A 25123-nucleotide genomic window follows, 5' to 3' on the forward strand; every position below is an offset into this window, starting at 1 on the left:
GAACTGGAGGTCGTCGGTGACGACGGCCGTGCCCGCGAGGTCGGTACGCACAAGCAGCGGATGCTGCTGAGCATCCTGGTGCTCGCCGACGGGTGGCCGGTGCCCGCGGCAACCTTGATCGACAGGATCTGGGGCGACACCCCGCCCGCCGAAGCGCTCGGAGCGCTTCAGGTGTATGTGTCCAACCTGCGCCGGGCGCTGGAGCCGGGGCGCCGCCCCCGCGCACAGAGCCGCGTGCTGACGTTCGGTCCGGCCGGATATCGGCTCGCCGTCGACCCGCGGGATCTGGATGTCACCCGGTTCCTCGACCTGGTCACCGAGGCCGAGCAGGCCGCCGATCCGGCCGAGGTGGAACGGGCCGCGACCCGGGCCCTGCGGCTGTGGCGGGGCGAGCCGTACGCCGACCTGGCCGGGCACGAGTACCTCACCGCGACCCTGGCCCACCTCACGGAGGCCAGGGTGCGGGTCCGCGAGCTGCGGGTGTCGGCCGTCATCGGCCAGAACCGCCATCACGAGGTGGTGGGGGAACTGGAGGCGTTGACGCACGAGCATCCGCTGCGGGAGCGGCTGTGGGCGCTGCGGGCGCTGGCGCTGTACCGGTGCGGGCGGCAGGGCGAGGCCCTGGACGCGCTGCGCTCGGCACGCCGGATCCTGACCGATGAGCTCGGCATCGACCCCTGCGACGAGCTGCGCGACCTGGAGCGCGACATCCTCCGCCAGGCGTCCCACCTGCGGCCGGACCGTACTCGCCCCACGCTCGGCCTCGCGACGGTCCCCGCGCGGGAGGGGGCGCGGGGCACGGGCCCCCAGGGGGCGGGCGCGAGCGGACGCGTGATGGCGGGCCGGCGTGAGGAACTCGCCGCGCTGGATCACCTGTTGGAGAAGGTGTCGCTGGGGCGGCCGGGGTTCGCCCTGATCACCGGGGAGCAGGGGATCGGCAAGACCCGCCTCGCCGAGGAGGTGGCCGTCCGGGCGCGTGAGCGCGGCCACCGGGTGGCGATCGCGCGCTGCCCGGCGGCCGCGAGCCCCGCGTTCTGGGCCTGGACGCACCTGCTGGGCCGGCTCACCACGGGGGCCGGTCCGGAGGAGACGGAATTCCGCATGTACGAGAGCACCGCGCGGCTGCTCGCCGCCACCGCGAGCGAGCGTCCCGTGCTGGTGGTCCTGGACGATCTGCACTGGGCCGACCCCTCCTCGCTGCGCCTGTTGAGCCACCTGGCGCAGACCTTCACCGGCGGTCGCGTGGCGGTCGTCGGCACGGCACGCGACTGTACGACCTCCGCCGGAGCGCTCAGCGACGCCTTCGAGGCGTTGGCACGGCGCCGGGCCGTGCGGCTGCCGCTGGCCGGCCTCACCCTGCCCGAACTGGCCCAACTGGTCCCCGCCGACACACCAGAAGATGTGCGATCCCTGCACGAGCGCACCGGCGGCAACCCCTTCTTCGCCAAGGAACTCGTCGACCACCGGGCCGTCGGCTCCGCCCGCGCGCTCCCGCCCGGGGTGCGCGACGTGGCGCTCGGCCGGATCAGGCGCCTGCCCCGGCTCACCGCCGACTTACTGCGCCTCGCCGCGACGACCGGCGGGGAGTTCGACCTGGCACAGGTCGCCCGGGTCGCCGGGTTGTCCCTCGGCGCGGCACTCGACCGGCTGGAACCCGCCATGGCCGCCGCCCTCATCGCCGAACGATCCCCCGGGCGCTTCGGCTTCGCCCACGCCGTGGTTCGGGAAACGCTGACGGAAGGCATGTCGTCCCTACGCCGGGCCCGCCTGAACGCCGAACTCGCCCAGGCGATCAGCACACGGAAGAACACGATCACCTCCAACGGGACCACCTCGGCCGGCCACCCCCGCCACCCGGCCGCGCTCGCGACGAACGTCCCACGTGCCGCGACCCGCCGGCTCGACCTGGGATCGCGATACCACTGCCGGCGCCCCGGGGGGCCGGGCTGACAGTAGGCTGGCCGTCATGGAGATCATCAAGGGTGCGGGAGAGTGGGCGCAGCCCGCCGCCGGAGGCGCCAACGACTGGACCGAGCAGCTCAGGGTGCCCGAGCTGTCCGTCGGGACGTACTGCATCCCGGCGGGCGGGGTCGACAACCAGAGTCCCCACACCGAGGACGAGATCTACGTGGTGACCGCGGGGCGAGCCCGGATCGTGGCGTCGAGCGGTGAGGCGGAGGTCGGCCCCGGCGCGGTGATCTTCGTCCCGGCAGGTGAGGAGCACCGCTTCGTGGACATCTCCGAGAATCTGGCACTGCTGGTCGTGTTCGGCCCGGCCTACGGCTCCCGAGCCTGATATGCCGTCGCGCTGCGAGCGAGGCGCACTGGATGGGAATGCTTTCAAGATCATTTAAGAGTGGTCAAGGGATGTCTCGTCCGCGAATCCGCGTCGCCGCCTACGTGATCCGTTACCGATCCGCCCCGGAGCTCCTTGTCTTCGATCACGTCGGTATGCCCGACGCCGGCACTCAAGTGCCGGCGGGAGGGGTCCTGCCACATGAAAGCCTGGAACGGGCCGTCCTGCGAGAAGTCGCAGAGGAGACCGGCTTGACCGAAGTCTCCGTCGTCCGACCCATTGCGGTGGACGACAGTCCTCACCCCGATACCGGGCAACCGCGGCGGACGACGTTCTTCCAGCTCACGGTCCACACAGATGGCGCCGACGCATGGCACCACCATGTTCGCGGTGACGGCGAGGACGCCGGTCTTGAGTTCGCGTGCCGCTTCGTCCCGATGCCGCTGGTAGTGCGGTTGGCCGACGCTCAGGACGCGTGGCTGAGTCGCGTCGATTGACGATGGGGCGGTGGGCGGCGGTCGTCGTGTGCTCAAGGGCCGGGTGCTCGTAGGGAGGCGACGCCTCACACATGGCCGTCGGCGGCCGGGCGCTGGTCTTTGACCTCCTCGCGATGGTGGACGAACAGGTTCTCGCCGGAGGCGCGGGCGATGGGCGCTGAGCCGGCGTAAGCCTGCAGAGCGCGGGCGTCGGCGAAGCGGCGTCGACTTCTCCACGGGTGTGCGTCGATCAGGATGTCGACGGGAGCGACCGACCGGACCCGGCACCCCTACCCGTAGTACTTCAGAGCTACGCGAGAAGTGCAATCCCTGGCAGGACGCCGACCACGAGGGGTGATCCATAGCTTCGGTACCCGAGGCAAGAGATCCACTACGGAAGGACCATCCCCCATGGTGCCCAACCTGCGCGGGAGTCGCCTGCGCCGTACGCTGCTGGCCGCGTTCGTCGCCGGGGCGGTGGCGGTGCCGGTGTCGGGTGCGGCCTGTTCCGCGGCTGTTCCCGCCCCTGCCCCCGCCGTCTCCGCCGCCTCGGTTCCGTTGCGGGTGGTGACGTTCGCGGCGTTGGCCGGTCGGTACGCGGCCGGGCGTGCGGCCATTCGGGCGGCCGAGCGGGTGGCCGCCGGTCACGGTGACCGGTGGCGGGCCGCGATGCTGCGGGGCATGGCCGATCCGGGGCGGCAGTTCCTGTCCTTCGACGGTCGTGACGGGGGGCGTGCGGTCGAGGTCTACGGTGACCTGTCGGTGGCGGAGCGGGTCGCCGTGCTGGTTCCCGGCTCCGACACCAATCTCGACAAGTACGGGCTGCTGCGTGGTGGTGCGTTGCGGCTGCTGCGCGAGCTCGGTGAGGGGTCGGCGGTGATCGCGTGGCTGGGGTATCGCACGCCCAGCACGGTGAGTCTTCAGGCGTTGACGTCGGGTCGTGCGGAGGAGGCGGCCCCGGGGCTGCGTGGGTTCGTGCGGGAGTTGCGGGCGGCCCGGCCCGGCGCGCGGGTGTCGTTGCTGTGTCACTCCTACGGGAGTGTGGTCTGCGGCCGGGCGGCGCCGGGGTTGGATGTGGCGGACATCGTCGTGTACGGCAGTGCCGGGATGGGGGTCGGCAGTGTCGCCGCGTTGGGTACGCGGGCGAGCGTGTGGGCCGGTCGGGGGGCCGGGGACTGGATCGCGGGTGTGCCGCATGTCCGGGTGGGGCTCGGCTTCGTCACGGTCGGGTTGGGGGCCGATCCGGTGTCCGCGGAGTTCGGTGCGCGGGTGTTCGCGGCGGGTGACGGGGGGCACAGCGACTACCTGAGGGCGGGGTCGCCGGCGCTGGTGAACATCGCCAGGATCGTGCGCGGGCAGCTCCCGCCGGGGGTGGGTCATGCCGCGTGACCTGGTCGTGTGGAGGGGCACGGTTTCTGCCGGGCGTGGCCGTGCGGTGGAGCTGCTACGCGGTCTGGTCGCGGGGATCGACGCGGTGACTCCCGCCGGGCGCGACCGTGCGGTGGACGCGCTGCGTGGCCTGGCCATCGGTGGTGTGGTGGTGGGCCATTGGCTGGTGACCGGCCTGGTGGTCGACAGTGGCGCGGTGCACGGGGCGAGCCCGCTGCAGTACCTGCCCCAGCTTGCTCCGCTGTCCTGGGCGTTCCAGACGCTGGCGGTGTTCTTCCTGGTGGGCGGGCGGACCGGGGCGAGTGGGTACGCCTCGGCCCGCGGTCGAGGGGTGAGTTATGGACGGTGGCTGGGTGGGCGGCTGACCCGCCTGTCGCGACCGGTCACGGCCGTGCTGGTGGTCTGGAGCGTGGCGGCGGTGGCGATGCTCGCCTCCGGGGCCGGTCTGGAGACCGTGCGGGTGCTCGTCAAGCTGGTGTACTCCCCGTTGTGGTTCCTGCTGGTCTTCGCGGTGTTGACGGCGGTGACCCCGCTGGCGGTCCGGTTGCACCCGCTGTGGCCACTCGCCGTCGTCGCGCTGGTGGACCTGGCCCGGTTCGGGCTGGGCGGGCCCGCCTGGCTTGGCTGGATCAATGTCGTGGCGGGGTGGCTGGTGCCATACTGCCTGGGCGCGGCCTGGGCACGGAACGACCTGCACGAGCGCGGCGACCTGCGTGGTCTGCCCGGTCGAGGAGCGCTGCGCGACCCGCACAGGCTGCACAGGCTGCGCGGGCCGCGGGGTCGCGGGGCCGGATGGGCGCTACTCCTCGGCGGCGCCGCGGCCACCTCCGCGCTCGTCCTGTGGGCGGGCTATCCGGCCGCGATGGTCGGGGTGCCCGGCGCCGCCGTCTCCAACCTCGACCCGCCCACCCTCACCGCCGTCACCTTCGGGCTGGCCCAGTGCGGTGCGGCGCTGCTGCTGGCCGGGCCGCTGCGGAGGACGCTGCGCCGCCCCGCCGTCTGGGCGGCAGTGGCCATGGTCAACCTGTCCGCGATGACGATCTTCCTCTGGCACCAGACCGCCATGATGGCGGTGACCGCGCTCGGCCTGCTCGCGGACAGGCCCCTGCCCGGCCTGCACACCGTCCCCGACGGCTACGGCTGGCTGCTCGCCCGGCTGGCCTGGCTACCGGCCTTCATGCTGGCCCTGCTGGTGTGCTGGGCCGCGTTCCACGCCCACGAGCGTGGGCGTCCCGGCGGCGCCGAAAGCGAGAGTCGGCCCGCCCGGGAGCTGGGGGTGCGGCGTGCCTAGGGTGATTCCCGTGCAAAAGGAGGAGACGGGCGCCAAGACGCGGCTGGTGGCGGCATTGCGGGCGGTGCCGCGTAACCTGCGCGACGACCTGTGGACGACGGCGAACGACCCGCTACCGCGTACGCAGCGGCCCAGCTGGCTGGATTGGATGCCGGCGTTCGTGATGCTGCTGGTGATGACCGCGGCGTCCATCGTCATCCCGGCCGTCAATCAGCTCGGCTCGCTCTACGGGCTGGACACGTCGTACGCCGTGCTGCTCGGAGGGCTCCAGGGGGTGGCGCTCGTCCTCGCGCTCTTCCGGCCGGTGCCGGCGTGGTGGGCGGTGACCATCGCCATGGTCATCATCGCGGTGGTCGCGGAGCCGCGCACCCCGGACGGGTTGTTCCCATGGACCGGCCCCGGGCTCGCACTGCAGGCCGGGGTGCTGCTCCTGCTGGCCTTGAGGGTCCGCCCCCGGGCCGCGGTAGAGGCGCTGACGATCAGTATTCTGGCGGGACTGGCCTGCGGCGCGTTCGTGTCCGGGCCGCACAACGACGACGCCGGTGTCGCCGCCGCGATCCTCACCGCCGTGGTGGTGGTCGGCGCCGCGCTGCGCGGCAGCCGGGTGGCCCGTACGGAACTGGTCATCCAGGAGGAGCTCACCGCCGAGGAGCGGGCCCGGCGCACCCTGCTGGAGGAGCGCAACCGGATCGCCCGCGAACTGCACGATGTGCTCGCCCACCACATGTCGTTGATCTCCATCCAGGCGCAGGTCGCTCCGCACCTGGTCGAGGACCCGCCCGAGGAGTTGAAGGAGAACCTCGCGGGGATCCGTGAGAACGCGGTGGAGGCGCTGACCGAGCTGCGCCGGGTGCTGGGTGTGCTGCGGTCGGAGGACCCCCAGTCGGAGGGGGCGCGGCACACCCCGCAGCCCACCCTCGACCGGCTGGACGAGCTGGTCGGCAATGTGCGCGACGCCGGGCAGACGGTCACCACCCGGACCACCGGTGAAGCGCGTCCGCTGTCACCGGGCGTCGAGTTGTCGGCGTTCCGCATCGTTCAGGAGGCGCTCAGCAACGTGATGCGGCATGCGTCCGGAACGGAGGCACGGGTGGAGATCGGGTACCAGCCGGACGCTCTCACCATCCGGGTCACCAACACCGCGCCGGACGAGCCCGCGCCGTCCTCCACGGTCGCCGGACACGGACTGTTGGGCATGCGTGAACGCACGGCCATGCTGGGCGGCGAACTGGCCGTCGGCCCCACACCCGACGGAGGCTACGAGGTGACCGCGATTATGCCCGCCACCCCTTCCAAACTGCCCGCCGACCCCGGTTGAGGACTCCCCATGAGGAACATCCGCGTACTGATCGCCGACGACCAGATAATGGTCCGCCAAGGCTTCACGGTGCTGCTCAACGCCGAACCCGGCATCGAGGTCGTCGGCCAGGCCGTGGACGGCCTCGACGCCGTCACCAAGGTCGCCGAACTCGCGCCCGACGTCGTCCTGATGGACATCCGGATGCCTCGACTCGGCGGCATCGAGGCGACCCGCCGCATCACGGAGCCGGCCGGCACCGCCGTCAAGGTCCTCGTCCTGACCACCTTCGACCTCGACGAGTACGTGTACGAGGCGCTGCGCGCGGGGGCGTCCGGTTTCCTGCTGAAGGACGCCTCGGCCGCGGACCTCGCCCAGGCGGTACGGGTGGTGGCGGCAGGCGACGCCCTGCTCGCCCCGAACATCACCAAGCGCCTCATCGCCGAGTTCTCGCGGATGACCGGTGCCCCCCGCGCCCCGCTCAAGGAGCGCGTCGGCGACCTGACGGAACGCGAGTCCGAGGTGTTGTCCCTGATCGCGCAGGGCATGTCCAACGCGGAGATCGCTGAGCGGCTGGTGGTGGCGGAACAGACCGTGAAGACACACGTGAGCCGCATCCTGGTCAAACTGGGCCTACGTGACCGGACCCAGGCCGCGGTCTTCGCGTACGAGACGGGGCTGGTGCGCCCGTCCGGACAGTAGGCCGCCCGCGACCCCTTATCGCCGAAGCGGGCCGGGTGCCCCTGCTCAAGGGGATCCGCTCGCGGCGGCGTCGCGGGCGAGTTGGGCGGCGCGGGTGGTCAGGTAGTCACGTTCGGGGACGCTGGTCGTCCGGCCGGCCGCCGCGCGGTAGTCCTCGACGGCGGCTCGGCGGTCGCCGGCCATCTCCAGTAGGTGGGCCCGTGCGGCGTAGAAGCGGTGGTTCCCCGTGAGGCGGCCGTCGCCGTCGAGTGCCCTGAGCATGTCGAGGCCGGTCGCGGCGCCGTGCACCATGGCGGCGGCGACGGCGCGGTTGAGCGTGACCACGGGGTTGTCGGACATCCGCTCCAGCAGGCCGTACAGTGCCAGGATCTGCGGCCAGTCGGTCTCCTCGGCCGTCGTCGCCTCGTCGTGGAGCGCGGCGATCGCCGCCTGCAGCTGGTACGGCCCGACGGCGCCCCTGGCCAGAGTGCGGGTGACGAGCGCGATCCCCTCGGCGATGGCCTGGCCGTCCCAGAGGCTCCGGTCCTGTTCTGTGAGCGGGATCGGGGTGCCTGCCGCGTCGGCCCGCGCGGGGCGCCGGGCGTCGGTGAGCAGCATCAGCGCGAGAAGGCCGGCCACCTCGCAGTCGTCGGGGAGGAGGTGGTGGGCCATCCTGGCCAGCCGGATGGCTTCGCGGGACAGCTCCACGCGGTGCAGGTCGGGACCGACGCTGCTGGCGTAGCCCTCGTTGAAGATCAGGTACAGCACGTGCAGTACCGAGCCGAGCCGCTTCGCCCGGTCCTGGGGGTCCGGCATCCGGAACGGGACGCCGGACGCCTTGATGCGCTGCTTGGCCCGGCTGATCCGCTGGGCCATCGTCGCCTCGGGCACCATGAACGCCTTGGCGATCTCGGCGGTGGTGAGGCCGCCCACGGACCTGAGAGTGAGGGCGATCGCGGAGGCCGAGGTCAGCGCGGGATGGCAGCACAGGAACAACATGATCAGTGTGTCGTCCCGTTCCGCCTCGCGTGCGTCCTCGGCCGGTGGGGCCGTACGCCGTTCCGGGGGAGCCTGTGCGGCCACCAGTTCCTCCCGGCGGCGGCGCGCCTGCTCGTTGCGCACCTGATCGGCCATCCGGCGGTGGGCTACCTGGATGAGCCAGCCCCGTGGATTGTCGGGAACGCCTTGTTCCGGCCACTGGGCCACGGCGTCCAGCATGGACTCCTGTACGGCGTCCTCGGCGGCGTCGAAGTCCCCGAAACGGCGGGTGAGCACACCGACGACCTGCGGCGCCAGTTCGCGCAGCAGGTCGTCGACGCTGGGGCCAGCCAGGGGTCACAGCTCCTCAGGCGGGCCCGACATCACCTGGCGGACCTCGATCGGCATGTTCAGCGGCTTGCCGCCGGGGCCGGGCGCGGCCGAGACGTACGCGGCGAGGTCGACCGCCCGCTCCGGGCTCTCGCAGTCGACGATCCAGTAGCCGACCAGGAACTCCTTCGTCTCGGGGAAGGGGCCGTCGGTGACCACGGGGGCGCTGCCGCCGGCCCGCACGATTCTGGCCTGGTCCGGACCCGCCAGTCCCTGGGCGTCCACGAACACGCCGTCCGCGACGAACTTGCTGTTCGTGGCGTGCATGAACTCGATGTGGGCCTTGACGTCCTCCGGGGGCCAGGTGTGGATCGGCGGAAGGTCGGTCTGCTCGCTGAACTGCATCAGCAGCATGTATTTCATGTCTCGCTCCTTACGTTCCTCGACGCTTTCACCCACAGGTCGAAGCACGTGGTCCCATTCTCGACATCCCGGCGGCCATTCGGAAAAGAAAATTCAGATCGGTCGGGTCCGCTCGTCGTATGCGCAGGTGAGAGGGTATACGCGCATCAAAAAGAACGGTCAGTGCTCGTCCGCGACGGTCCTCGCGACGAGGAACCGCATGCCGAGCACGTCCTCGGAGAGGGCGACACCGGTGATCTTCTCGGCCAGGGCGAACGCGCACGCGATCGGAGGATCGGACATGTGACGCCCCAGGCCGACCTGCTTCATCACGGCCTTCCACCGCTCGGGGTCGGCGCCCTTCCGACCCCGTCGCGCCAACGGCGTAAACCGCAGGACCACCTCGTCGTCGACCGAATGGACGAAGCCGTCCGCGGCGCCGTCATGCCGGTTGATCGACACGAGAAGCGCCCTTCCAGGTGGGGGTCCGCGTTCAGCGGGGGTTGAGCGGAGCTTGAGTGCGCCGGGTCACGATCCAGGTCGTTGGCAGCCGGCTACGAAAGGGGAACCGGAATGGGTGCTTCCAAGGCGCTCGACTTCGATCTCGAGAATCTGCCGATGGACGTGTTCGAACTGGCCGACAGCGGTCTCACGATCGAGTCGCTGACGGCCGGACACGGCCTGGTCGAGGGCGGAGCCTCCGGGTGCGCTCTCTGCTCGTGCAGCATCGCGTGCAGCAGCAGTAGCAGCAGCTGAGCGTGGGTGCCGCCGGGGAGATCCGGCGGCACCGTTCACGCCGTGCGGCACCGTGACGCCGTGCGGGGCCGTTCCCGCGGTCGGGGCACGCGGGCGGGCATGAGCGGAGAGGCCTGGCGGAACACGATGAGCATCGATTTGAGGCTGTCCGATGGCGTACGGGTGGAACCGTCGCTGGTGATACGGACGGCGGGATTGCCGGCGTCGGTCCTGACCCGGCTGCGGTCCACGGGGCTGTCCACGCGGATTGAGCGGTTCATCCGGTTGAGGAGAGTGACCGCGAGCGAGGGCGAGGCACTCGCGGCGGCGTTGTACGAGATCATCGGCGCACCGCTGGACGGCGACCTGAAACCCCGGCTGGTCGGCCTGCGCCGGGCGCTGCACCGGGGGCGCAGGCCCGGGGCCGGTGAATGGAACGAGAGCGTGGCGGCGTGTCTGCCGGAGGACGTGGGCCGGAGGGTGACCACGTGGCTGGCGACTCTGGACGAGAGCGAACGGCTCAGAGCCGGACTGCCTGACGTGCTGGCGGCCGAGGCGGTGGACGCGATGGCCGTGATCAGGGATGCCGCCGCCAGCCCCGCGTTCCGCCGGGCGTTGTCGCAGGCCAGCCCGGCGCTGTTCGGGGAACTGACCAAGTGGCTGGCGGACGGGAACGATCGTCCGCGCCGGCAGTCGTTGGTCCGCCTGGCCAAGTACGTGGCGCGGGCGGCCGCCAGGACCAGCCCGTACAGCACCTTCACCGTCAGCGGCGCGGCCGGCTGGGCGGCGGATGACGCGCCGCTGCGGTTCGAGGGGCCGGCCGAGGTCAGCGGCGTGCTGGAACTCAGCGCTCTCGTGACTCAGGGCTTCGGCCGGGTGGTGGGGGCCGATGCCGCGCTCGCGGCCTCGCTGCGGCTGCGTGTCAACCCGAGCGTCACCGTGACGGGGGAGACGCTGAGCTTCGTCGGCCGTCCACCGGACGAGCCGATCGTGACGCTGCCGGTCACCCCGGCCATCGAGGCGTGCCTCGCCGCCGTCGCGGAGAATCCCCGATGGACGTTGACCGGCCTCCGCGACCACCTGACCACCCGGCACGGGGCGGGCGAGCGGGTCGAGCGGTTCCTCGCCGGGCTGGTACGGGCGGGCCTGCTGGAACAGCAGTCGCCGGTGCCCGACCTCTCCGGGGACCCGCTCGGCGAGTGGAGCGGCTGGCTGGCCGCGCGGGCCGACGTCCGGGCCGACGTCCGGAACGACGTCGTCGGCCTCGTGGACCGGGCCAGGGCGGAACTGCGCCGGCCCGTCCCGGTGCACGACGTCGTGGGACACGACGACCGGCAGCGCGCACTGCGGCGGACAGTGGGCGACCTCGCGGTTCGCACGGGCATGATCGACGATCCCGGCGTCGAACCCGATAAGCACATATTTCATGAGAATGCTGTCTACGTCGGGCCTCGGGTGACGTGCTCGTTACCGCGCTGGCGGCCGGCACTGGAGGACCTGGACGCCGTACGGCGTTGGCTCGCCGTCTTCGACGGCATGTTGCCGTTGCGGGTCGCCCTGGGGGCGTTCTGCGAGGAGCGGTTCGGCCCGGGCGCGCGGGTGCCCCTCCTGACCTTCCACCGGGTGGTCCAGGAAGAGATGGCCGCGCGGGACGGCGTGGACCTCGGCGCGGGTGTGCGGGACGGCGTGGACCTCGGCGGGGCCGCGTGGGACCTGCGTCGCCTGCTCCAGAACGCGTCTCCCCGTACGGCGGTGCGGGCGGAGGGGCGCCTGCCGCGGCTCCGGGAACTGGACCGGCTCCGGCGCGAGGCTCTACGGGTGATCAACGGAGCGCCGGACGCGGACGGGGTCGTCCGCGTCGATCCGGCGGCGATGGCCGGTGCCGCCGGATCCTGGCCGGAATGGATCGAGCCCACCCGGTCGCTCGCCTGCTACCTCCAGATCGTCCGGGCGGAGCACCCGCTGCGGCTGGTGCTCAACGTGGCCTACTCCGGGTACGGCAGGGGCCGTACCCGGTTGACGCACCTGCTCGAGCAGGCGGGCGGCGCCGTGCCGTCCGAGGGCGGCTGGAGTGCGGAGCAGCCGGTTCCCGCCGAGCTGGGCGGGCTGTTCGGCACTCCGCTCAACGTGCGCCGGGCCGGACTGCCGTACGAGATCGACTATCCGTTCACGGTCAGCGCCCGGCCCGAGGCCGAACGCGTGGCGCCGGGCGAGCTCACGGTGGCGCACGACCCGCTGACCGGCCTGGCGCGGTTGTTCTCCGACAGGCTGAATGCCGAGGTGCGGCCGCTGCACGTCGGCATGATGACCGAGGCGCTGCTGCCGCCGCTCGCCCGGTTGCTCGCACTCGGCTTCGGCGGGAGTTATTACCTCCACCCCAGCGTCTCGCCGCTGGCTGACGGGGCGGAGGCGCCGTCCGGCCCGGTCATCGCCCTCCCGCGCGTGGAGATCGGCCGTCTGGTGGTACGCCGGGCACGGTGGACGGCGCCGATCGAACAGGTTCCGGCGCGGGGCAAGGGTGAGTCCGACGCCGGCCATCTGCTGAGGATGGCGCAGTGGCTCGCGGACCATCGGATTCCGGCACGGTGCTTCGTACGGGTTCAGGAGCACGGCGGGGCCAGTGCGGCGTGGTATCTCGACCGGTCGCGCAAGCCGTTCTACGTGGACTTCACCAACTGGTTGCTGGTGACGGTGTTCGAGCGCGCGGTGGCCGGAGCGGCCGGTGCCGTGATCTTCGAGGAGGCGTTGCCGGTGCCGGAGGACGCCGTCGGCGGCGATCCCGCCGACCCCAGCGTCTCGGAGTTCCTGCTGGAGATCTCGGAGCGGGGGGATCGCCGTGCGGCCTGAACGGGACTGGATCAGCGCGCACGCCTTCTACCAGGGAGACCTGGACCGCCTCCTGGTGGACCTGATCGATCCGCTGATCACGGAACTCGTGGCGGACGGCCTGGTCGAACAGTGGTTCTTCCTGCGTTACTGGGACGGCGGGCCGCACGTACGCGTTCGGGTGCTGCCCACTCCCGGCCGCGCCCGCTCGGACATCGAGGGACTGCTGACCGCCCGCTTCGACACGTACGTCCGGGTGCACCCCTCGTCGGAGCGCATCGGTCAGGCGGACTACGGCCGGCTCGCGCGGGCTCTGGCCGAATGGGAGGGGCTGTCGTCGTACTCGCCGCGCCTGTGGCCCACCGACACGCTCGGGTTCGTGCCGTACCGGCGGGAACACCGGCGGTACGGCGACGGAGCCTCGATGGAGGCCGTGGAGCGGCACTTCACGGAGTCCAGCGCGATCGCGATGTCGGTGCTGCGGAGGGAGGCGTCGCCCGCCCGGCGCGCCACGGCGGCGTTCGCGATGATCCTGCTCGCGTGGTTCGCGTGCCGGCCCGATCCCGCTGACGTCGCCGAATTCGCCGTCCCTGCCTTCGGACGCGCCGGAGGTGGCAGAGGCGGCACGGACGTGCGCGCCTTCGTGCAGGCGGGCCACGCGGAAGCCGTCGCGAAGCCGGAGGAAACGGAAGCCTTCGTGCAGGCGAGGGACGCGGCGGCCTTCGTGCGGGCGAGTGGCCTCGGGGAGGCGGGCGAAACGAGAGCCGCCGGGACGCTGGGGGAGGTGGGGTGGCGGCCGGACGCGGCTTTCGAGGCACGGCGCGGTCCGCTTCTCAGCCTGGCGCGGGACATGGCCCGGCTGGCCCGGCACGCGCCGGAGCTGGCGGACGGTGGGTCGCTCGCCTCCTGGTCCCGGTCGGTCCGGACCCTCACCGACGTGCTCGAGGCGCAGATCGCCGCACGCGCGTTCGTCCCCCCGGAGCGCGGATGGGAGGGATCCGGGGAGGTCACGGCCGAGATCCCCCGCGTACGTGCGGTCGCGGTGACGGACATCTGCGCCCATCTGGTGTGCAACCGGCTCGGCGTCTCACCGGCCGAGGAAGCCGCCGTACGGGGCATGGCCGCCCGCGCCGTCGCGGCGCTCGCCGGAGAGACGGGGGCGGCCGAGAGAACAGAACCAGCCGAGGAGGCGGGGTTCGCTGGGAGGAGCGAACTCGCCGGAGAGACGGGGTCCGCCGGGATGACAGAACGCGCCGTGGACGTGGAGCTCAGTGTGGGCGACGCGGCCGTTCGAGGTGATGGAGTGCCGCGATGAGCTGGGAGAGCTTCCACATCCACTATCACGGCGTCCAGGACGACCTGATCCTGGACGGCGTGCGCCCGCTCCTCGCCCGGCTTCGCGGGCAGGTCGAAGGCGCCTTCTACGTGCGGCACTGGAAGCGCGGACCGCATGTGCGGGTCAACGTACACGCCGACGCGCGGACCGTGGACCGCCTGGTGTGGCCGGCCGTACAGGAGGTGATCGGCGGCTTCCTGAAGAGACACCCGTCCACGGCCCGGCTCGTCCCCGAGGAACACCTGGCCCTCCACCGGCGGCTCGCCGACCTGGAGGACGAGCCGGGGCCGCTCCTGCCCTGGTATCAGGACAATTCCGTACGGCGCGCCGAGTATGACCGGCGATTGCACACGCTGGGCGGCGTCGAGGCGGCGGAGTTGCTGGCCGACTTCTACGCCGTCACGACGGATCTGGCCTTCCAGATGACCGATGCCGTCAGGCGGGGCGGGCAGCGGCTCGGCATCGCCTTCGACCTCATGGTGGCCACGGCGCACGCGTTGTCCGGGATCGGCGTCGCCAACGGGTTCGTCTCCTTCCGCTCGCACGCCGAGGCGTTCCTCGAACTGCATCCCGAAGGGCGCGGAGTGCGGCACGGCTGGGAGGAGCACCGGCGGAGGAACGCGGGGCAGCTCGCGGCACGGCTGCGGGCGGTGCTCGCGGTGCTGGACGCGAAGGCACCCGACGGGCGGGCGCCGCGACCCGAAGCGAGACCGGACCGGAGCGCTCTGGCCACGCCGTACGCGCGTGCCTGGGTGGAGGCGCTCGCCCCGTTCCGGCCGAGGGCGGCGCGATACATCGAGGAGGGCCGGCTCTCTCTGGATCCCGACGGCGCGTCCCGGCGGTCGACCTGGACCGGAACGTCCGATGACAGCCCGTTCCACCGCGAGTTGTACTCCACCCCGGCCTGGGCCGAGACCCGTTCGGCCACCTGGTTCACGGTGTACCGCCTCATGACGAACTACACCTATCTCCACCTGACACGGCTGGGGGTGACGCCGGTGGAGCGATATCTGCTGTGCCATCTGATCGCGGGCACGGTTGAGGACCACTTCGGCGTCTCGGCGCTCGACGTGGCCTCGGTGCCGGTCGAGCGGGTGCCCGTCTTCGACTCTGCCGGGTTCGACACTGGCCGGTTCGATTCTGCCGGGTTCGACACTGGCCGGTTCGATTCCGGCCAGGTGGACGCGGACCGGCTCGGCTCCGGCCACGTGGATACCGCCCAGGGCGACAGTGCCCGATTCGACACTCACCGGGAGGCGTCCTCGTGACGACAGACGACTGTGAGGAGAGGCTGCGGCTGCGACCCGGTGTGTGGAGCGTCGTGGACGATCGTGGGACGGTGCATCTCGTGCAGCGCTGGGGCCGCGGGCAGTCACTGGGGCGACTGGACGTGGGACGGCGTGCGCTGCTGCGTAGGCTCGCGGCGGAGACGGCGACGGTCCAGGAACTGCTCGACCTGGCGGCACGGCACGACGTCATCGACACCGACACCGACACCACCACCGCCTCCACTGCTGCTTCCAGTGCTCACGGTGTCATCGGCGAGCCTCACGGTGTCGTCGGTGGGGCTCACGGTGTCACTGGCGCCCGCCACGGCGTCACCGCTCTCGACGATGTCGGCGGCACCACTCGCGAACTCCTTGACGTTCTGCTCAGGGGAGGCTGGCTGGAGACGACCGTCGGTTACCAGGGCCGTCCTCTTTACACCCTGCGCGCGCTGTGTCCGCCTCCACCGCCTCCGTCGTCGATGGAGGCGGCCGGGGAGGAACTCGTCCTGTCACGCTTCGCGGTCATCCGCAGGGATGAGCGGCAGATGACACTGGAATCGCCGCTGGCGTGGGGGCGGGTCCGCGTGCACGATCCCCGCGTGATGGCGTTGCTGGGCGGGCTGGCGCAGCCGACGGCCGCTGACGCGGTCGGATCGCTGCCCGCTCCGGCGGTGGCACGGACGCTGCGGGACCTACGCTGGGCCGGGCTCGTCGTACCGGCGGGAGGTTCGGAGGACACCACGAGGAACCTCCGGCAGTGGACCCCGCACGAGCTGTGGTTCCACGAGCGGACCCGCATGCGCGACCGGCTGCCGCCCGAGCGGGGCTGGGGACGCACGTCCTGGGGAAAGGGCGTCTTCGACCCGTTGCCCGCTCGTCGTACCGCGTACTCCGGTATCTCCGTCGATCTTCCCCGGCCGGACGTGGACGCGCTGCGGCGCCTGGACCCTCCGCTCGCGGCCGTCGTCGAGGACCGCCGATCGACGCGCGTCCACGACGACGGCAACCCGATCACGGTCGCCCAGCTCGGCGAGCTGCTCTACCGATGCGCCCGGATCCGCGGGAGCCGCATGGAGGAGGGCGAGGAGAAGCTCGACCGCCCCTATCCTTCGGGCGGCGCGGCACACGAGCTGGAGCTGTATCCCGTCGTCCGCCTGGCCTCCGGTCTGACTCCGGGGATGTACCACTACGACGCGCAGGAACATCGGCTTCGGCTGGTACGGCCCGCGGGTCCTGACGTGGACCGGCTGCTCATGGCGGCGGGCTGGGCGGCCGGGACGGAGACGCGGCCCCAGGTGCTGATCATCATGGCGGCGCGGTTCGGCCGCCTGATGCTGACCTACCAGGAGATGCCGTACTCGCTGGTACTCAAACACGTCGGCGTGCTGCAGCAGACCATGTACCTCGCGGCCACCGCCATGGGACTGGCGGCGTGCGCGCTGGGCGGCGGTGACGCCTCGGCCTTCGCCGCCGCCACCGGGCTTGAGGACCTTGACGAGGGCAGCGTCGGCGAGTTCGCGCTCGGCAGCCGTCCCCTCACCTGATCACACCTTGTGGAGGAGAACATGGGCCTGCTCCTACGCCCCGACGTCTACTACGCCGCTTCTCCCGAAGGGCTCCACGTCCTCACCCATCGGGGTCCTGTCTCCTTCACCGGCGGGTCCGTCCACCAGCTGCTGGTACGGCTCGCGCCGTACCTGGACGGCCGGTTCACCATGGCGGAACTGACGGCCGATCTGGCGCCGGACCGGCGTCAGACGGTCGAGCGTTTCCTGACCGACCTGATCTCCCGCGACGTGGTCACGGAGAGGGCGCGCGAGGCTCCGCCGGCTCCGCCTCCGGACAGGGAGTCGGCGCTCCACAGGTATCTGGACCATTTCACCGGCTCCGGCACCCGTACGCTGCGCGGCTATCGCGACCAGTCCGTTGTGGTGGTGGGTGAGGGCCCTCTGCTCGCGGCCGCGGCCCGGGCGGCGCTCCGGTCCGGCCTGCGATCGGTACGGGTGATCGACCTCCGAGATCCTCCTTCCGGTGATGTGCCGCCGGAGCCCGGTGAGCGAGCCGAGCGGCCGCCCCGGCACGACCTTTCCGGCGGGTCGTTCGCCGCACCGCCGGGCGACATGCGTGGCGGGTCGTTCGTGATGCCGCCAGATGACCTGTGTGGTGGGTCGCTTGCCGCACGGCTGAGCGATGCCGACCTGGTCGTTCACGTCTCCGACCGCCCCGATCGCGCGAGGGAAGTCGACCGGATCTGTACGGGAGGGCGAGCGCGGCTGGTCCAACTGGTCGTCGTGGGGGAGGCCGCGTGGATGGGGCCCATCGGCCGGGTGACCGTCGGAGGACCGAGCTGGACCGCAGGCTGGCTCCGCGTCCTGTCCCGGCAGCACGCCAACGCGGACGGCGGCGCGGTCGTGGCGGACGGCGGCACCGCCTCGACTGAGGGCGGGTTCGCCTTCGCGGACGGTGGCACCGCCTCGTACCCGGCACTGGAGGGGCCGGTCGCCGCCGTCCTGGCCGCCCAGCTCGTCCACCGGGCGTTCCAAGCGGTCACCGGCCTTCTCGACGCGGGCGAGGCGGCGCGCATGACGCGGACGGACCTCATGACGCTGCGCACCGAGTCGCACGCGTTCGTGCCGCACCCGTTCACCGTGCCGGTCGAGCCCGCAACGGCCGAGGACCTCGTGAAGCGCGTCAGCGCCCTCGTCCGGGGCCCCGCCCTCGACGCCGAGTCGCTCGCCCGCCGGACGATGGCCTACGTGGGACCCCGGGCGGGCGTGCTCGGCCGGCCGACCGAACGCGAGTACGCACAGATTCCCCTGCACGTCTGCGAGATCGAGGTGTCGGACCCGGGCCGCCTCCTCACCTCATCGGACGTACGGTCCATGAGGCCGGGTGCCCCTGGGGTGAGCGCGGATGTCCGGTCCGCGAGGCCGGTGGTCTCTGGGGTGAGCGCGGATGTCCGGTCCGCGAGGCCGGTGGTCACGGGAGCGGGCGTGGACTTCCCCGCCGCACGCATGGCCGCCGCGCTCAAGGCGTTCGCGATGTACGGCGCGCTGGCTGTCGATCCACGGCGGCTCGTCGACGCGTACGGACAACCGCTCGTGGGGCCGGACGACGACCCCTGGGAGGCATTGGCGAACCTGAGATCCGGCAGGGTCACGGGATACGTATGGGGGAGTGGCCTCGTTGACGGAGAGCCGATCCTCGTGAACGCCCTCGCCGTCTTCCCTGGGCTCGGCGCCGCCGCCCCGGTCACCTCCGGAGTGGCGGCCGGGTACGCCTGGCGGCAGGCGATCGTGACCGGCCTGCTGGGTCTGTGCCTCAACCTGACCCTGGACGACCTGCACTCGGAGGATGACGCGCTTGGCGCCTTCCGCTCGCGGCTCGACCTCACCGCCATGCCCCTGGACGCGCGGGGTGACCGATATCGGACCATCCTCGCGGCGACGGGGCGGGCCGTCGCGCTCCACGACATCACCGGGCCGCTCGGGGTGCCCGCCGTGGTGTGCAGTCTGGACGGCTCCGTGGCGGGCGAGGCCGCCGGGTTGACGATGGAGGACGCCGTACGCGACGCGCTGGAACAGGCGGTGCTCACATCCCAGTCCCAGGCCGACGGACGACCGGGATACGCCCCCACACCGCGGGCACGCCTCCCTGAGAGAGCGCCGGCACGCCTTCCTGAGAGAACGACGAGCGGGATCACGCGACAGGTCCGTCCCCCCGTCTCCGTGGCGGACATCGTGGCCGCGCTGGAGCGCCGGGGCATGGGGCCCGTGGCGGTCCCGCTCGACCATGATCCGGAGGTCGCCGACGTCATGCCGTACGCCGTCCACGTGGTGCCGGGGCCTGGGATGCCGGCTCCTGAGGTGTCAGTTCGTAGGGCGCAGGCTCGTGGGGTACCGGGGCACGTGATGGCAGGGCGTGAGGTGCCGGGGCATGAGTGAGCACGGGCCTCGCGCCGTCCTGCTCGGCGACGGGCTCATCGCCGACGCGATCGCCGAGGTGCTGTCCGGTTCCGGTGAGGTTCTTCGACGTCCCCGTCCCGTGCCGGAGGATGTCGCGAGCGTCGGCGTTCCGGTCGTCGTGGCGAGCGACGCCTGGGACGTCGGCGGCCGTCCCGGCCTGCGCAAAGCGTGCGCCCAAGTGGGAGTGCCGTGGCTCGGGGTCCATGCCGAGCTTGGCCGGGTCGTCCTCGGTCCCGTGGAACTCCCCGGCGTACCGGGCTGCTGGAGCTGCGCGGAGCTTCGCCGCCGGCTGGCCCGCCCCGATTCCCTCGGTCACGCGGCCGTGCGGGAACGGCACGGCGCGGAGCTCGCGGAGCGGCCGTCATCGTGGCTCACCCCGCAGGCCGCCTTCCTCGTGGCGGCCCTCGTCGGGGGCGAGCTGGAGCTGCTGGCCGTGGATCCGGCGCGTATGCGCACCCGAGGGGCGCTGCTCTATGTCGATCTGGACATTCTGCGGGTCGGGGAGCATCGTGTCCTGCCCGATCCGCTCTGCCCGGACTGCGGCGGCCTGCCCGTGGACGCGGCGGCGCTCGCGGAGATCACGCCGGTGCCGCAGCCCAAACGCGGCCCACGGGCGTACCGGATCCGGGACGTGGCCGACGAGCTGGACGACCTCCTCGCGCTCTACGTCGACGAGGAGACGGGCCTCATCCGGAAGGTCGTCGAGAGCGACGACGGCGGTCTCCCCGTCGCCGGAGCTCCCATGGGGCTGCGGGACGGCGGGGTCGAGCACGGCTACGGCCGCAGCCGCGGATATCGCAGCAGTCGGTTGACCGCGCTGCTTGAGGCCCTGGAGCGTTACGGCGGCATGCGTCCCGGTGGGAAACGCACCGCCGTCCGCGCCGCGTACGCCGACATCGCGGACCGGGCGCTCGATCCCCGGCTTCTCGGGCTCTACCCGGAGGAATGGCACCGGGCGCCTGGCTTTCGCCATCCGCCGTTCCGGGAAACCACCTCCATCCCGTGGGTGTGGGGGTACTCCTTCGCCCGCCGCGAACCGATCCTGGTCCCCGAGTCCTACGCGTACTACCGGACGCGTCCGGTAGGCGACCCGGACGGGCCCTTCGTGTACGAGACCTCCAACGGGTGCGCGCTCGGCGGTTGCCTGGAGGAGGCGATCCTGCACGGCGTCCTGGAGGTCGCCGAGCGGGACGCCTTCCTCATGACGTGGTATCTCCGCACGCCCGCGCCCCGGATCGACCTCGGCTCCGCCGGGCAGTCCACATCCCTGGTCGCCGAGGCGATCGAGCATGAGACCGGCTACCGGATCATGGCCTTCGACACCACGCGTGAGCAGGGCGTCCCGTGCGTGTGGGCGATGGCGGTCGACCCGATCGGGGACGGGGAGCGGCCGGCGGCGGTGTGCGCCGCGGGCGCCCATCTCGATCCCGAACGCGCGGTGGAGAACGCGCTGAGCGAGCTCGGCCCGATCCTCACCGACCGGATCCGCCGTCATCCTGCCCAGCGCGACCTCGCGCGGAGGATGGCGGACGACCCGTCTCTGGTGACGGACATGGCGCACCATTCCACTCTTTACGGGGACCCGGGGGCGGCCGCGCGGCTCGGGTTCCTCCTCGACTCGCCGGAGGTACGCCGGACGGCCGATGTGGGAGACACCGCGGCCTTCCGCAACGCCGACCTCCGGGACGATCTGGGCGCGCTGCTCGACCGCTATCTCGCGAGCGGCCTGGACGTGGTCGTCGTGGACCAGACCACGCCCGAGCACCGGATCGGCGGCCTCTCCTGCGTCAAGGTCGTCATCCCCGGCATGGTGCCGATGACCTTCGGACACGCGTACCGGCGGGTGCACGGCCTGCCGAGGCTGCGTCCCGCAGGGGGCGCGGCCGGTATCAACCCCCACCCGCATCCCTTCCCCTGAGCGAGGAGCACGGCAATGTACGTCTCGATCGTCGCGTGGGATCTCAGCCGATCCGCCCAGACCGTGGACAGCCTTCGCGAGTACCTGCGCGACTACGCGGTGGACGCGTACTCCGTGCTCGACGGCATGAGGTTGAAGTTGTGGTTCGCCAATCCGGATCGCCAGGTGTGGGGGGCGATCTACCTGTGGGACTCCGCCGCGCACATGGACGGTCCCGCGCGGGTGAGCAGGGCGGTCGAGCTCATCGGCTACCCGCCCACATCGGTGGGCGTCTTCGAGCTGGAGGCCGTCGCGGAGGGACGCAGCGCGTATGAGGCCCTGGCCGGCCTGGGACGCGCGATGTCGGGGAACATCTAGCCGGTCTTCACGACGCGGGTGCCCGGCCGGCTTTCACGTCATGGGAGCCGGCCGGGCCTCGTGACGCGGGCCGTCACGACACGGGCTGGCGGACGTCCGCCACCTCGGGCGTGGACGGCACGGGGTGGAACAGCCTCAGCAGCGGCCCGGTCATGGCCGTCGTGACCAGGGCCATGACCACCATCAACGAATAGAGAGTGCGGTCCAGCAGGTGAAGCTGGAGACCGACGCTCAGGATGATGAGCTCGGTGAGGCCCCGGGTGTTCATGAGCGCGGCGAGGGTCGCCGACTGGCGGGCGCGCAGCCCGTGGATGCGCGCGCCGAGGAAGGCGCCCGTGAACTTGCCGCCGATCGCGACCAGCAGGATCAGGCCGAGCTCTCCGACGCCCGCCGCGCCGATCCGGGACAGGTCGACGTTGAGGCCGCCGACGACGAAGAAGATCGGCAGAAGCAGGACGCCGGTGAACTGCCCGAGGCCGTCGAGTATCTCCGCACGCATCCGCTCGGCTGCTTCACGCGGCATCACGGCGCCGAAGAGGAACGCGCCGAAGATGAAGTGCAGCCCGATCCACTCGGTCAGGCACGCGGACAGCAGCAGGCCGACGAGTACGGCGCCGAGCTTGGCGGGGGTGAGCCGGCCGGGTGATCCGCCGGCGGCCGCCAGCTTCCTGAGCAGCGGGCGGACCAGGCCGAACATCAGCGCCAGATAGGGCACCAGGAGCAGCATCCGCCACTGTTCGCCGCCCGTGCCGACGACGGTGACGACGACGGCGAGGATCGACCAGGCGAGCACGTCGTCCGCGGCCGCGCACGCCAGGGCGAGACCGCCGGTCGGGGTCTGGTGCATGTTCCGGTCGGTGAGGATCCGGGCGAGCACGGGGAACGCGGTCACGGACATGGCGGCGCCCATGAAGAGCACGAACGCCAGACGGTCGGGGGCCGGGTGACCGTCGGCCAGCGCCAGCGCCAGCACCGCGCCCAGCGTGAACGGCACCACGATCGAACCGGCCGACACCGTGGCCGCCACCCCGAGGCCGCGGCGCAGCTGGCCGTGGTTCAGTTCGAGGCCGACGAGGAACATGAACACCACCACGCCGACGTTGGCGAGCGCGGCGAGGAACGGGCGGATGTCGGTGGGGAACAAAGTCTCCGTCACCGCCCCGCCGAACAGCGTCGGGCCGAGCAGGATCCCGGCGAACACCTCGCCGATCACCGGTGGCAGGTCGACACGCCGGGCCACGGCGCCCAGTGCGGAGGCGAGGGCGACGATCGCCGCGAGGCCGATGAGCAGGGTCGTCACCAGATGGGTGGCCATCACATCTCCTGTCGTCGCGCGTACGCCGATCGGCGCGAGTGCGTCCTCCGAGGGTCGGGTCGGCGGCTCGAGGCGTGCTTGACGGCCGGTGGGGCGATGCCCCGGCGCCGCTCCATCGCCCGTCTAGCCCGGTTCGAGCCGGTCTCCAGCGGCGGTGGCGACACTGACCGCACCGCTGGTAGAGACCCACAGGAGGTCACGGTGCATCGCACGTTGATAGTGGCGAGGCTGAAGACGGATGATCCCGGCCGGATCGCGGACGTCTTCGCCGAATCGGACGCGACGGGGCTGCCCCACATGATCGGCGTGTCGCGACGCTCGCTCTTCGCCTTCCACGACCTGTACTTCCACCTCGTGGAGGCCGACGAGGACATCTCCCCGCGTCTGTACAAGGCGCGGAGCCACCCGCTCTACCAGGACATCAACACCAGGCTCACGGAGTTCGTCTCGCCGTACGACCCCGGCTGGAAGGAGCCGAAGGACGCCATGGCCACGTCGTTCTACGTGTGGACGGCGGACGAGGGGAGGATCCAGTGAACGAATCACGCGGGCTGCCGATCAATCTGGAGAGCGTGGCGGCCAACCGCCGGCGCGGCGGCGACATCAGGGTGACGCTCAGTCCCAGGACCGTCGGCTGCACATCGGGATTCGGCGGAGTGCTGCGGCTTTCGCCGGACGAGTTCGTCGCCGAGCACTACCACCCGTACTCGGAGGAGTTCCTCCACGTCGTCTCCGGGGAGCTGGAGATGGCCCTGGACGGCGAGCCGGTGAAGCTGGGCGCCGGGGACTCTCTCCTGGTGCCGATCGGCACCAGGCACCGGTTGCGCAACGTCGGCGCGGATACCGCCCACGTGGTGTTCCACCTGTCCCCGCTGGCGCCGAGGCCCGAGCTCGGCCATGTCGACACCGAGACGCTGCCCCGGCCCGACCTGGCCGATCCGGTCGTGGGGGGATCGTGATGTCACGGAGCGTCGCCGTCACGGGGATCGGCACGGTGGCGCCGGGAGGGGTCGGGCGTGAGGCGTTCTGGGAACTGCTCACCGCCGGCCGTACGGCGACGCGAAGGATCTCGCTGTTCGACCCCTCCGGGTTCCGGTCGCGGATCGCGGCGGAGGTGGACTTCGACCCGCGCGCGGCCGGCCTCACCGGACGGGAGATCCGCCGGATGGACCGCGCCGCGCAGTTCGCCGTGGTCTGCACCCGCGAGGCCGTGGCGGACAGCGGCCTGGAACCGGCGGCGCTGGACCCCGGCCGGATCGCGGTGAGCATCGGTAGCGCGGTCGGATGCACGATGGGCCTCGAGACCGAGTACGCCGTGCTCTCCGACGAGGGACGCGAATGGCTGGTGGACCACCGCCACGGCGTCCCGCATCTGTACGGGTACATGGTGCCCAGCACGCTCGCCGTCGAGGTCGCCTGGGAGGTCGGCGCGGAGGGGCCGACGGCGCTGATCTCCACGGGGTGCACGTCCGGCCTGGACGCGGTGGGCCACGGTGTGGAGATCATCCGTGAGGGCGCGGCGGACGTCGTCATCGCGGGCGCCACCGACGCGCCCATCTCACCGATCACGTCCGCGTGCTTCGACGCGATCAAGGCGACGTCGCCGAACAACGACGATCCGGAGCACGCGTCGAGGCCGTTCGACGCCCGGCGCAACGGGTTCGTCCTCGGAGAGGGCGCCGCCGTCCTGGTGCTGGAGGACGCGGAGCGTGCGCGTCGCCGCGGCGCGCACATCTACGCCGAGATCGTCGGGTTCGCGAGCCGCAGCAACGCCTTCCACATGACGGGGCTCAAGCCCGACGGCAGGGAGATGGCCGAGGCCATCAGGGTCGCCATGGACCAGGGCAGGATCGGGCCGCACGACATCGACTACGTCAACGCCCACGGCTCCGGGACCAAGCAGAACGACCGGCACGAGACCGCGGCCTTCAAGCGCAGCCTGGGCGCGCGGGCGTACGAGGTCCCGGTGAGCTCGATCAAGTCGATGATCGGCCATTCGCTCGGGGCGATCGGCTCGATCGAGGTCGCGGCGTGCGCGCTCGCGCTCGACCGGCAGGCCGTGCCGCCGACGGCCAACCTGTACAACGCCGACCCCGAGTGCGATCTCGACTACGTGCCGATAACGGCCCGCGAGCACACGATGGACGCGGTGCTCAGCGTCGGCAGCGGCTTCGGCGGGTTCCAGAGCGCCATGGTGCTGGCCAGGGCCTGAGTCCGGGCCTTCCCATACCGCCTTCCCGTACCGGGCTCGCCGCACCGCCCG

Annotated in this window: 22 protein-coding genes; 18 read left to right on the forward strand and 4 right to left on the reverse strand. The window is 71.8% G+C overall.

What is annotated here, in order from left to right; genetic code table 11:
• Positions 1-3 precede the first annotated feature (3 nt).
• From IMZ11_RS28820 to IMZ11_RS28855, 7 genes are all read left to right on the forward strand, one after another.
• A complete protein-coding gene (locus tag IMZ11_RS28820) occupies positions 4-1950 on the forward strand; it encodes a BTAD domain-containing putative transcriptional regulator (protein ID WP_255707270.1) in 1947 nt (648 codons plus the stop codon).
• Between the two features lie 16 nt (positions 1951-1966).
• A complete protein-coding gene (locus tag IMZ11_RS28825) occupies positions 1967-2296 on the forward strand; it encodes a cupin domain-containing protein (RefSeq protein ID WP_228645596.1) in 330 nt (109 codons plus the stop codon).
• A 71-nt stretch (positions 2297-2367) separates the two neighbouring features.
• The gene (locus IMZ11_RS28830; RefSeq protein WP_228645597.1) at positions 2368-2793 is read left to right on the forward strand and encodes an NUDIX domain-containing protein; all 426 of its coding nucleotides are present in this window, start codon (positions 2368-2370) and stop codon (positions 2791-2793) included.
• A gap of 390 nt (positions 2794-3183) precedes the next feature.
• A complete protein-coding gene (locus tag IMZ11_RS28840) occupies positions 3184-4161 on the forward strand; it encodes an alpha/beta hydrolase (protein WP_228645598.1) in 978 nt (325 codons plus the stop codon).
• The gene (locus tag IMZ11_RS28845) at positions 4151-5452 is read left to right on the forward strand and encodes an acyltransferase (RefSeq protein ID WP_228645599.1); all 1302 of its coding nucleotides are present in this window, start codon (positions 4151-4153) and stop codon (positions 5450-5452) included. The genes IMZ11_RS28840 and IMZ11_RS28845 overlap by 11 nt, the downstream gene beginning before the upstream one ends.
• Before the next feature lie 10 nt (positions 5453-5462).
• Positions 5463-6770, forward strand: a complete 1308-nt coding sequence (locus tag IMZ11_RS28850) for a sensor histidine kinase (RefSeq protein ID WP_228645600.1) — start codon at positions 5463-5465, stop codon at positions 6768-6770.
• Between the two features lie 9 nt (positions 6771-6779).
• Positions 6780-7451 (forward strand): response regulator transcription factor, encoded by a 672-nt coding sequence (locus tag IMZ11_RS28855; RefSeq protein ID WP_228645601.1) that lies wholly within the window; start codon positions 6780-6782, stop codon positions 7449-7451.
• Between the two features lie 45 nt (positions 7452-7496).
• Here the strand turns inward: IMZ11_RS28855 and IMZ11_RS28860 are convergent, their stop codons facing one another.
• The 3 genes from IMZ11_RS28860 to IMZ11_RS28870 all read right to left on the reverse strand — a co-directional run bounded on the left by IMZ11_RS28860 (position 7497) and on the right by IMZ11_RS28870 (position 9602).
• Entirely contained in the window at positions 7497-8762 is a 1266-nt protein-coding gene (locus IMZ11_RS28860; protein WP_228645624.1) for an RNA polymerase sigma factor, read from the reverse strand.
• A 3-nt stretch (positions 8763-8765) separates the two neighbouring features.
• On the reverse strand, positions 8766-9161 hold the full coding sequence (locus IMZ11_RS28865) for a YciI family protein (RefSeq protein WP_228645602.1): 396 nt from the start codon (positions 9159-9161) through the stop codon (positions 8766-8768).
• Positions 9162-9320: 159 nt separating this feature from the next.
• Positions 9321-9602, reverse strand: coding sequence for a DUF6461 domain-containing protein (locus IMZ11_RS28870; protein ID WP_228645603.1), 282 nt, complete (start codon positions 9600-9602; stop codon positions 9321-9323).
• A gap of 111 nt (positions 9603-9713) precedes the next feature.
• Here IMZ11_RS28870 and IMZ11_RS28875 point away from each other — a divergent pair, with 111 nt between their 5' ends.
• The 8 genes from IMZ11_RS28875 (at position 9714) to IMZ11_RS28910 (ending at position 21545) form a co-directional block, all read left to right on the forward strand.
• Entirely contained in the window at positions 9714-9896 is a 183-nt protein-coding gene (locus IMZ11_RS28875; RefSeq protein WP_061257447.1) for a thiomuracin/GE37468 family thiazolyl RiPP peptide, read from the forward strand.
• A 126-nt stretch (positions 9897-10022) separates the two neighbouring features.
• Positions 10023-12722 carry a lantibiotic dehydratase gene (locus tag IMZ11_RS28880; RefSeq protein ID WP_228645604.1) on the forward strand — a complete coding sequence of 900 codons (2700 nt, stop codon included), beginning with the start codon at positions 10023-10025 and terminating at the stop codon, positions 12720-12722.
• On the forward strand, positions 12712-14016 hold the full coding sequence (locus IMZ11_RS46375) for a thiopeptide-type bacteriocin biosynthesis protein (protein ID WP_228645605.1): 1305 nt from the start codon (positions 12712-12714) through the stop codon (positions 14014-14016). The genes IMZ11_RS28880 and IMZ11_RS46375 overlap by 11 nt, the downstream gene beginning before the upstream one ends.
• Positions 14013-15305: a thiopeptide maturation pyridine synthase gene (locus tag IMZ11_RS28890; RefSeq protein ID WP_228645606.1), complete on the forward strand. Its 1293-nt coding sequence runs from the start codon at positions 14013-14015 to the stop codon at positions 15303-15305. Before IMZ11_RS46375 ends, IMZ11_RS28890 begins: the two co-directional genes overlap by 4 nt.
• The gene (locus tag IMZ11_RS46380; RefSeq protein ID WP_228645607.1) at positions 15302-16849 is read left to right on the forward strand and encodes a SagB family peptide dehydrogenase; all 1548 of its coding nucleotides are present in this window, start codon (positions 15302-15304) and stop codon (positions 16847-16849) included. The genes IMZ11_RS28890 and IMZ11_RS46380 overlap by 4 nt, the downstream gene beginning before the upstream one ends.
• 21 nt (positions 16850-16870) lie before the next feature.
• Positions 16871-19249, forward strand: a complete 2379-nt coding sequence (locus IMZ11_RS28900; RefSeq protein WP_228645608.1) for a YcaO-like family protein — start codon at positions 16871-16873, stop codon at positions 19247-19249.
• Positions 19242-21188, forward strand: a complete 1947-nt coding sequence (locus tag IMZ11_RS28905) for a TOMM precursor leader peptide-binding protein (RefSeq protein ID WP_228645609.1) — start codon at positions 19242-19244, stop codon at positions 21186-21188. Before IMZ11_RS28900 ends, IMZ11_RS28905 begins: the two co-directional genes overlap by 8 nt.
• A 15-nt stretch (positions 21189-21203) precedes the next feature.
• On the forward strand, positions 21204-21545 hold the full coding sequence (locus tag IMZ11_RS28910; RefSeq protein WP_228645610.1) for a YdhR family protein: 342 nt from the start codon (positions 21204-21206) through the stop codon (positions 21543-21545).
• 73 nt (positions 21546-21618) lie between these two features.
• Here IMZ11_RS28910 and IMZ11_RS28915 read toward each other — a convergent pair whose 3' ends face one another.
• A complete protein-coding gene (locus tag IMZ11_RS28915; protein WP_228645611.1) occupies positions 21619-22860 on the reverse strand; it encodes a cation:proton antiporter in 1242 nt (413 codons plus the stop codon).
• A 201-nt stretch (positions 22861-23061) separates the two neighbouring features.
• Here IMZ11_RS28915 and IMZ11_RS28920 point away from each other — a divergent pair, with 201 nt between their 5' ends.
• The 3 genes from IMZ11_RS28920 to IMZ11_RS28930 are packed head-to-tail and all read left to right on the forward strand — an operon-like array spanning position 23062 to position 25072.
• A complete protein-coding gene (locus tag IMZ11_RS28920) occupies positions 23062-23397 on the forward strand; it encodes a TcmI family type II polyketide cyclase (protein ID WP_061257456.1) in 336 nt (111 codons plus the stop codon).
• A complete protein-coding gene (locus IMZ11_RS28925; protein ID WP_061257457.1) occupies positions 23394-23819 on the forward strand; it encodes a cupin domain-containing protein in 426 nt (141 codons plus the stop codon). The genes IMZ11_RS28920 and IMZ11_RS28925 overlap by 4 nt, the downstream gene beginning before the upstream one ends.
• On the forward strand, positions 23819-25072 hold the full coding sequence (locus IMZ11_RS28930; protein ID WP_228645612.1) for a beta-ketoacyl synthase: 1254 nt from the start codon (positions 23819-23821) through the stop codon (positions 25070-25072). Before IMZ11_RS28925 ends, IMZ11_RS28930 begins: the two co-directional genes overlap by 1 nt.
• Positions 25073-25123 lie beyond the last annotated feature (51 nt).

It is taken from the genome of Microtetraspora sp. AC03309, assembly GCF_020826795.1.
Lineage (GTDB): Bacteria > Actinomycetota > Actinomycetes > Streptosporangiales > Streptosporangiaceae > Microtetraspora > Microtetraspora glauca.

Coding starts and splice junctions, on each gene's coding strand:
- IMZ11_RS28825 (WP_228645596.1), top strand. CDS start 1,967: ATGGAGATCATCAAGGGTGCGGGAGAGTGGGCGCAGCCCGCCGCCGGA.
- IMZ11_RS28830 (WP_228645597.1), top strand. CDS start 2,368: ATGTCTCGTCCGCGAATCCGCGTCGCCGCCTACGTGATCCGTTACCGA.
- IMZ11_RS28840 (WP_228645598.1), top strand. CDS start 3,184: ATGGTGCCCAACCTGCGCGGGAGTCGCCTGCGCCGTACGCTGCTGGCC.
- IMZ11_RS28845 (WP_228645599.1), top strand. CDS start 4,151: ATGCCGCGTGACCTGGTCGTGTGGAGGGGCACGGTTTCTGCCGGGCGT.
- IMZ11_RS28855 (WP_228645601.1), top strand. CDS start 6,780: ATGAGGAACATCCGCGTACTGATCGCCGACGACCAGATAATGGTCCGC.
- IMZ11_RS28865 (WP_228645602.1), bottom strand. CDS start 9,161: ATGAAATACATGCTGCTGATGCAGTTCAGCGAGCAGACCGACCTTCCG.
- IMZ11_RS28875 (WP_061257447.1), top strand. CDS start 9,714: ATGGGTGCTTCCAAGGCGCTCGACTTCGATCTCGAGAATCTGCCGATG.
- IMZ11_RS28880 (WP_228645604.1), top strand. CDS start 10,023: ATGAGCATCGATTTGAGGCTGTCCGATGGCGTACGGGTGGAACCGTCG.
- IMZ11_RS28890 (WP_228645606.1), top strand. CDS start 14,013: ATGAGCTGGGAGAGCTTCCACATCCACTATCACGGCGTCCAGGACGAC.
- IMZ11_RS28900 (WP_228645608.1), top strand. CDS start 16,871: ATGGGCCTGCTCCTACGCCCCGACGTCTACTACGCCGCTTCTCCCGAA.
- IMZ11_RS28905 (WP_228645609.1), top strand. CDS start 19,242: ATGAGTGAGCACGGGCCTCGCGCCGTCCTGCTCGGCGACGGGCTCATC.
- IMZ11_RS28910 (WP_228645610.1), top strand. CDS start 21,204: ATGTACGTCTCGATCGTCGCGTGGGATCTCAGCCGATCCGCCCAGACC.
- IMZ11_RS28915 (WP_228645611.1), bottom strand. CDS start 22,860: ATGGCCACCCATCTGGTGACGACCCTGCTCATCGGCCTCGCGGCGATC.
- IMZ11_RS28930 (WP_228645612.1), top strand. CDS start 23,819: ATGTCACGGAGCGTCGCCGTCACGGGGATCGGCACGGTGGCGCCGGGA.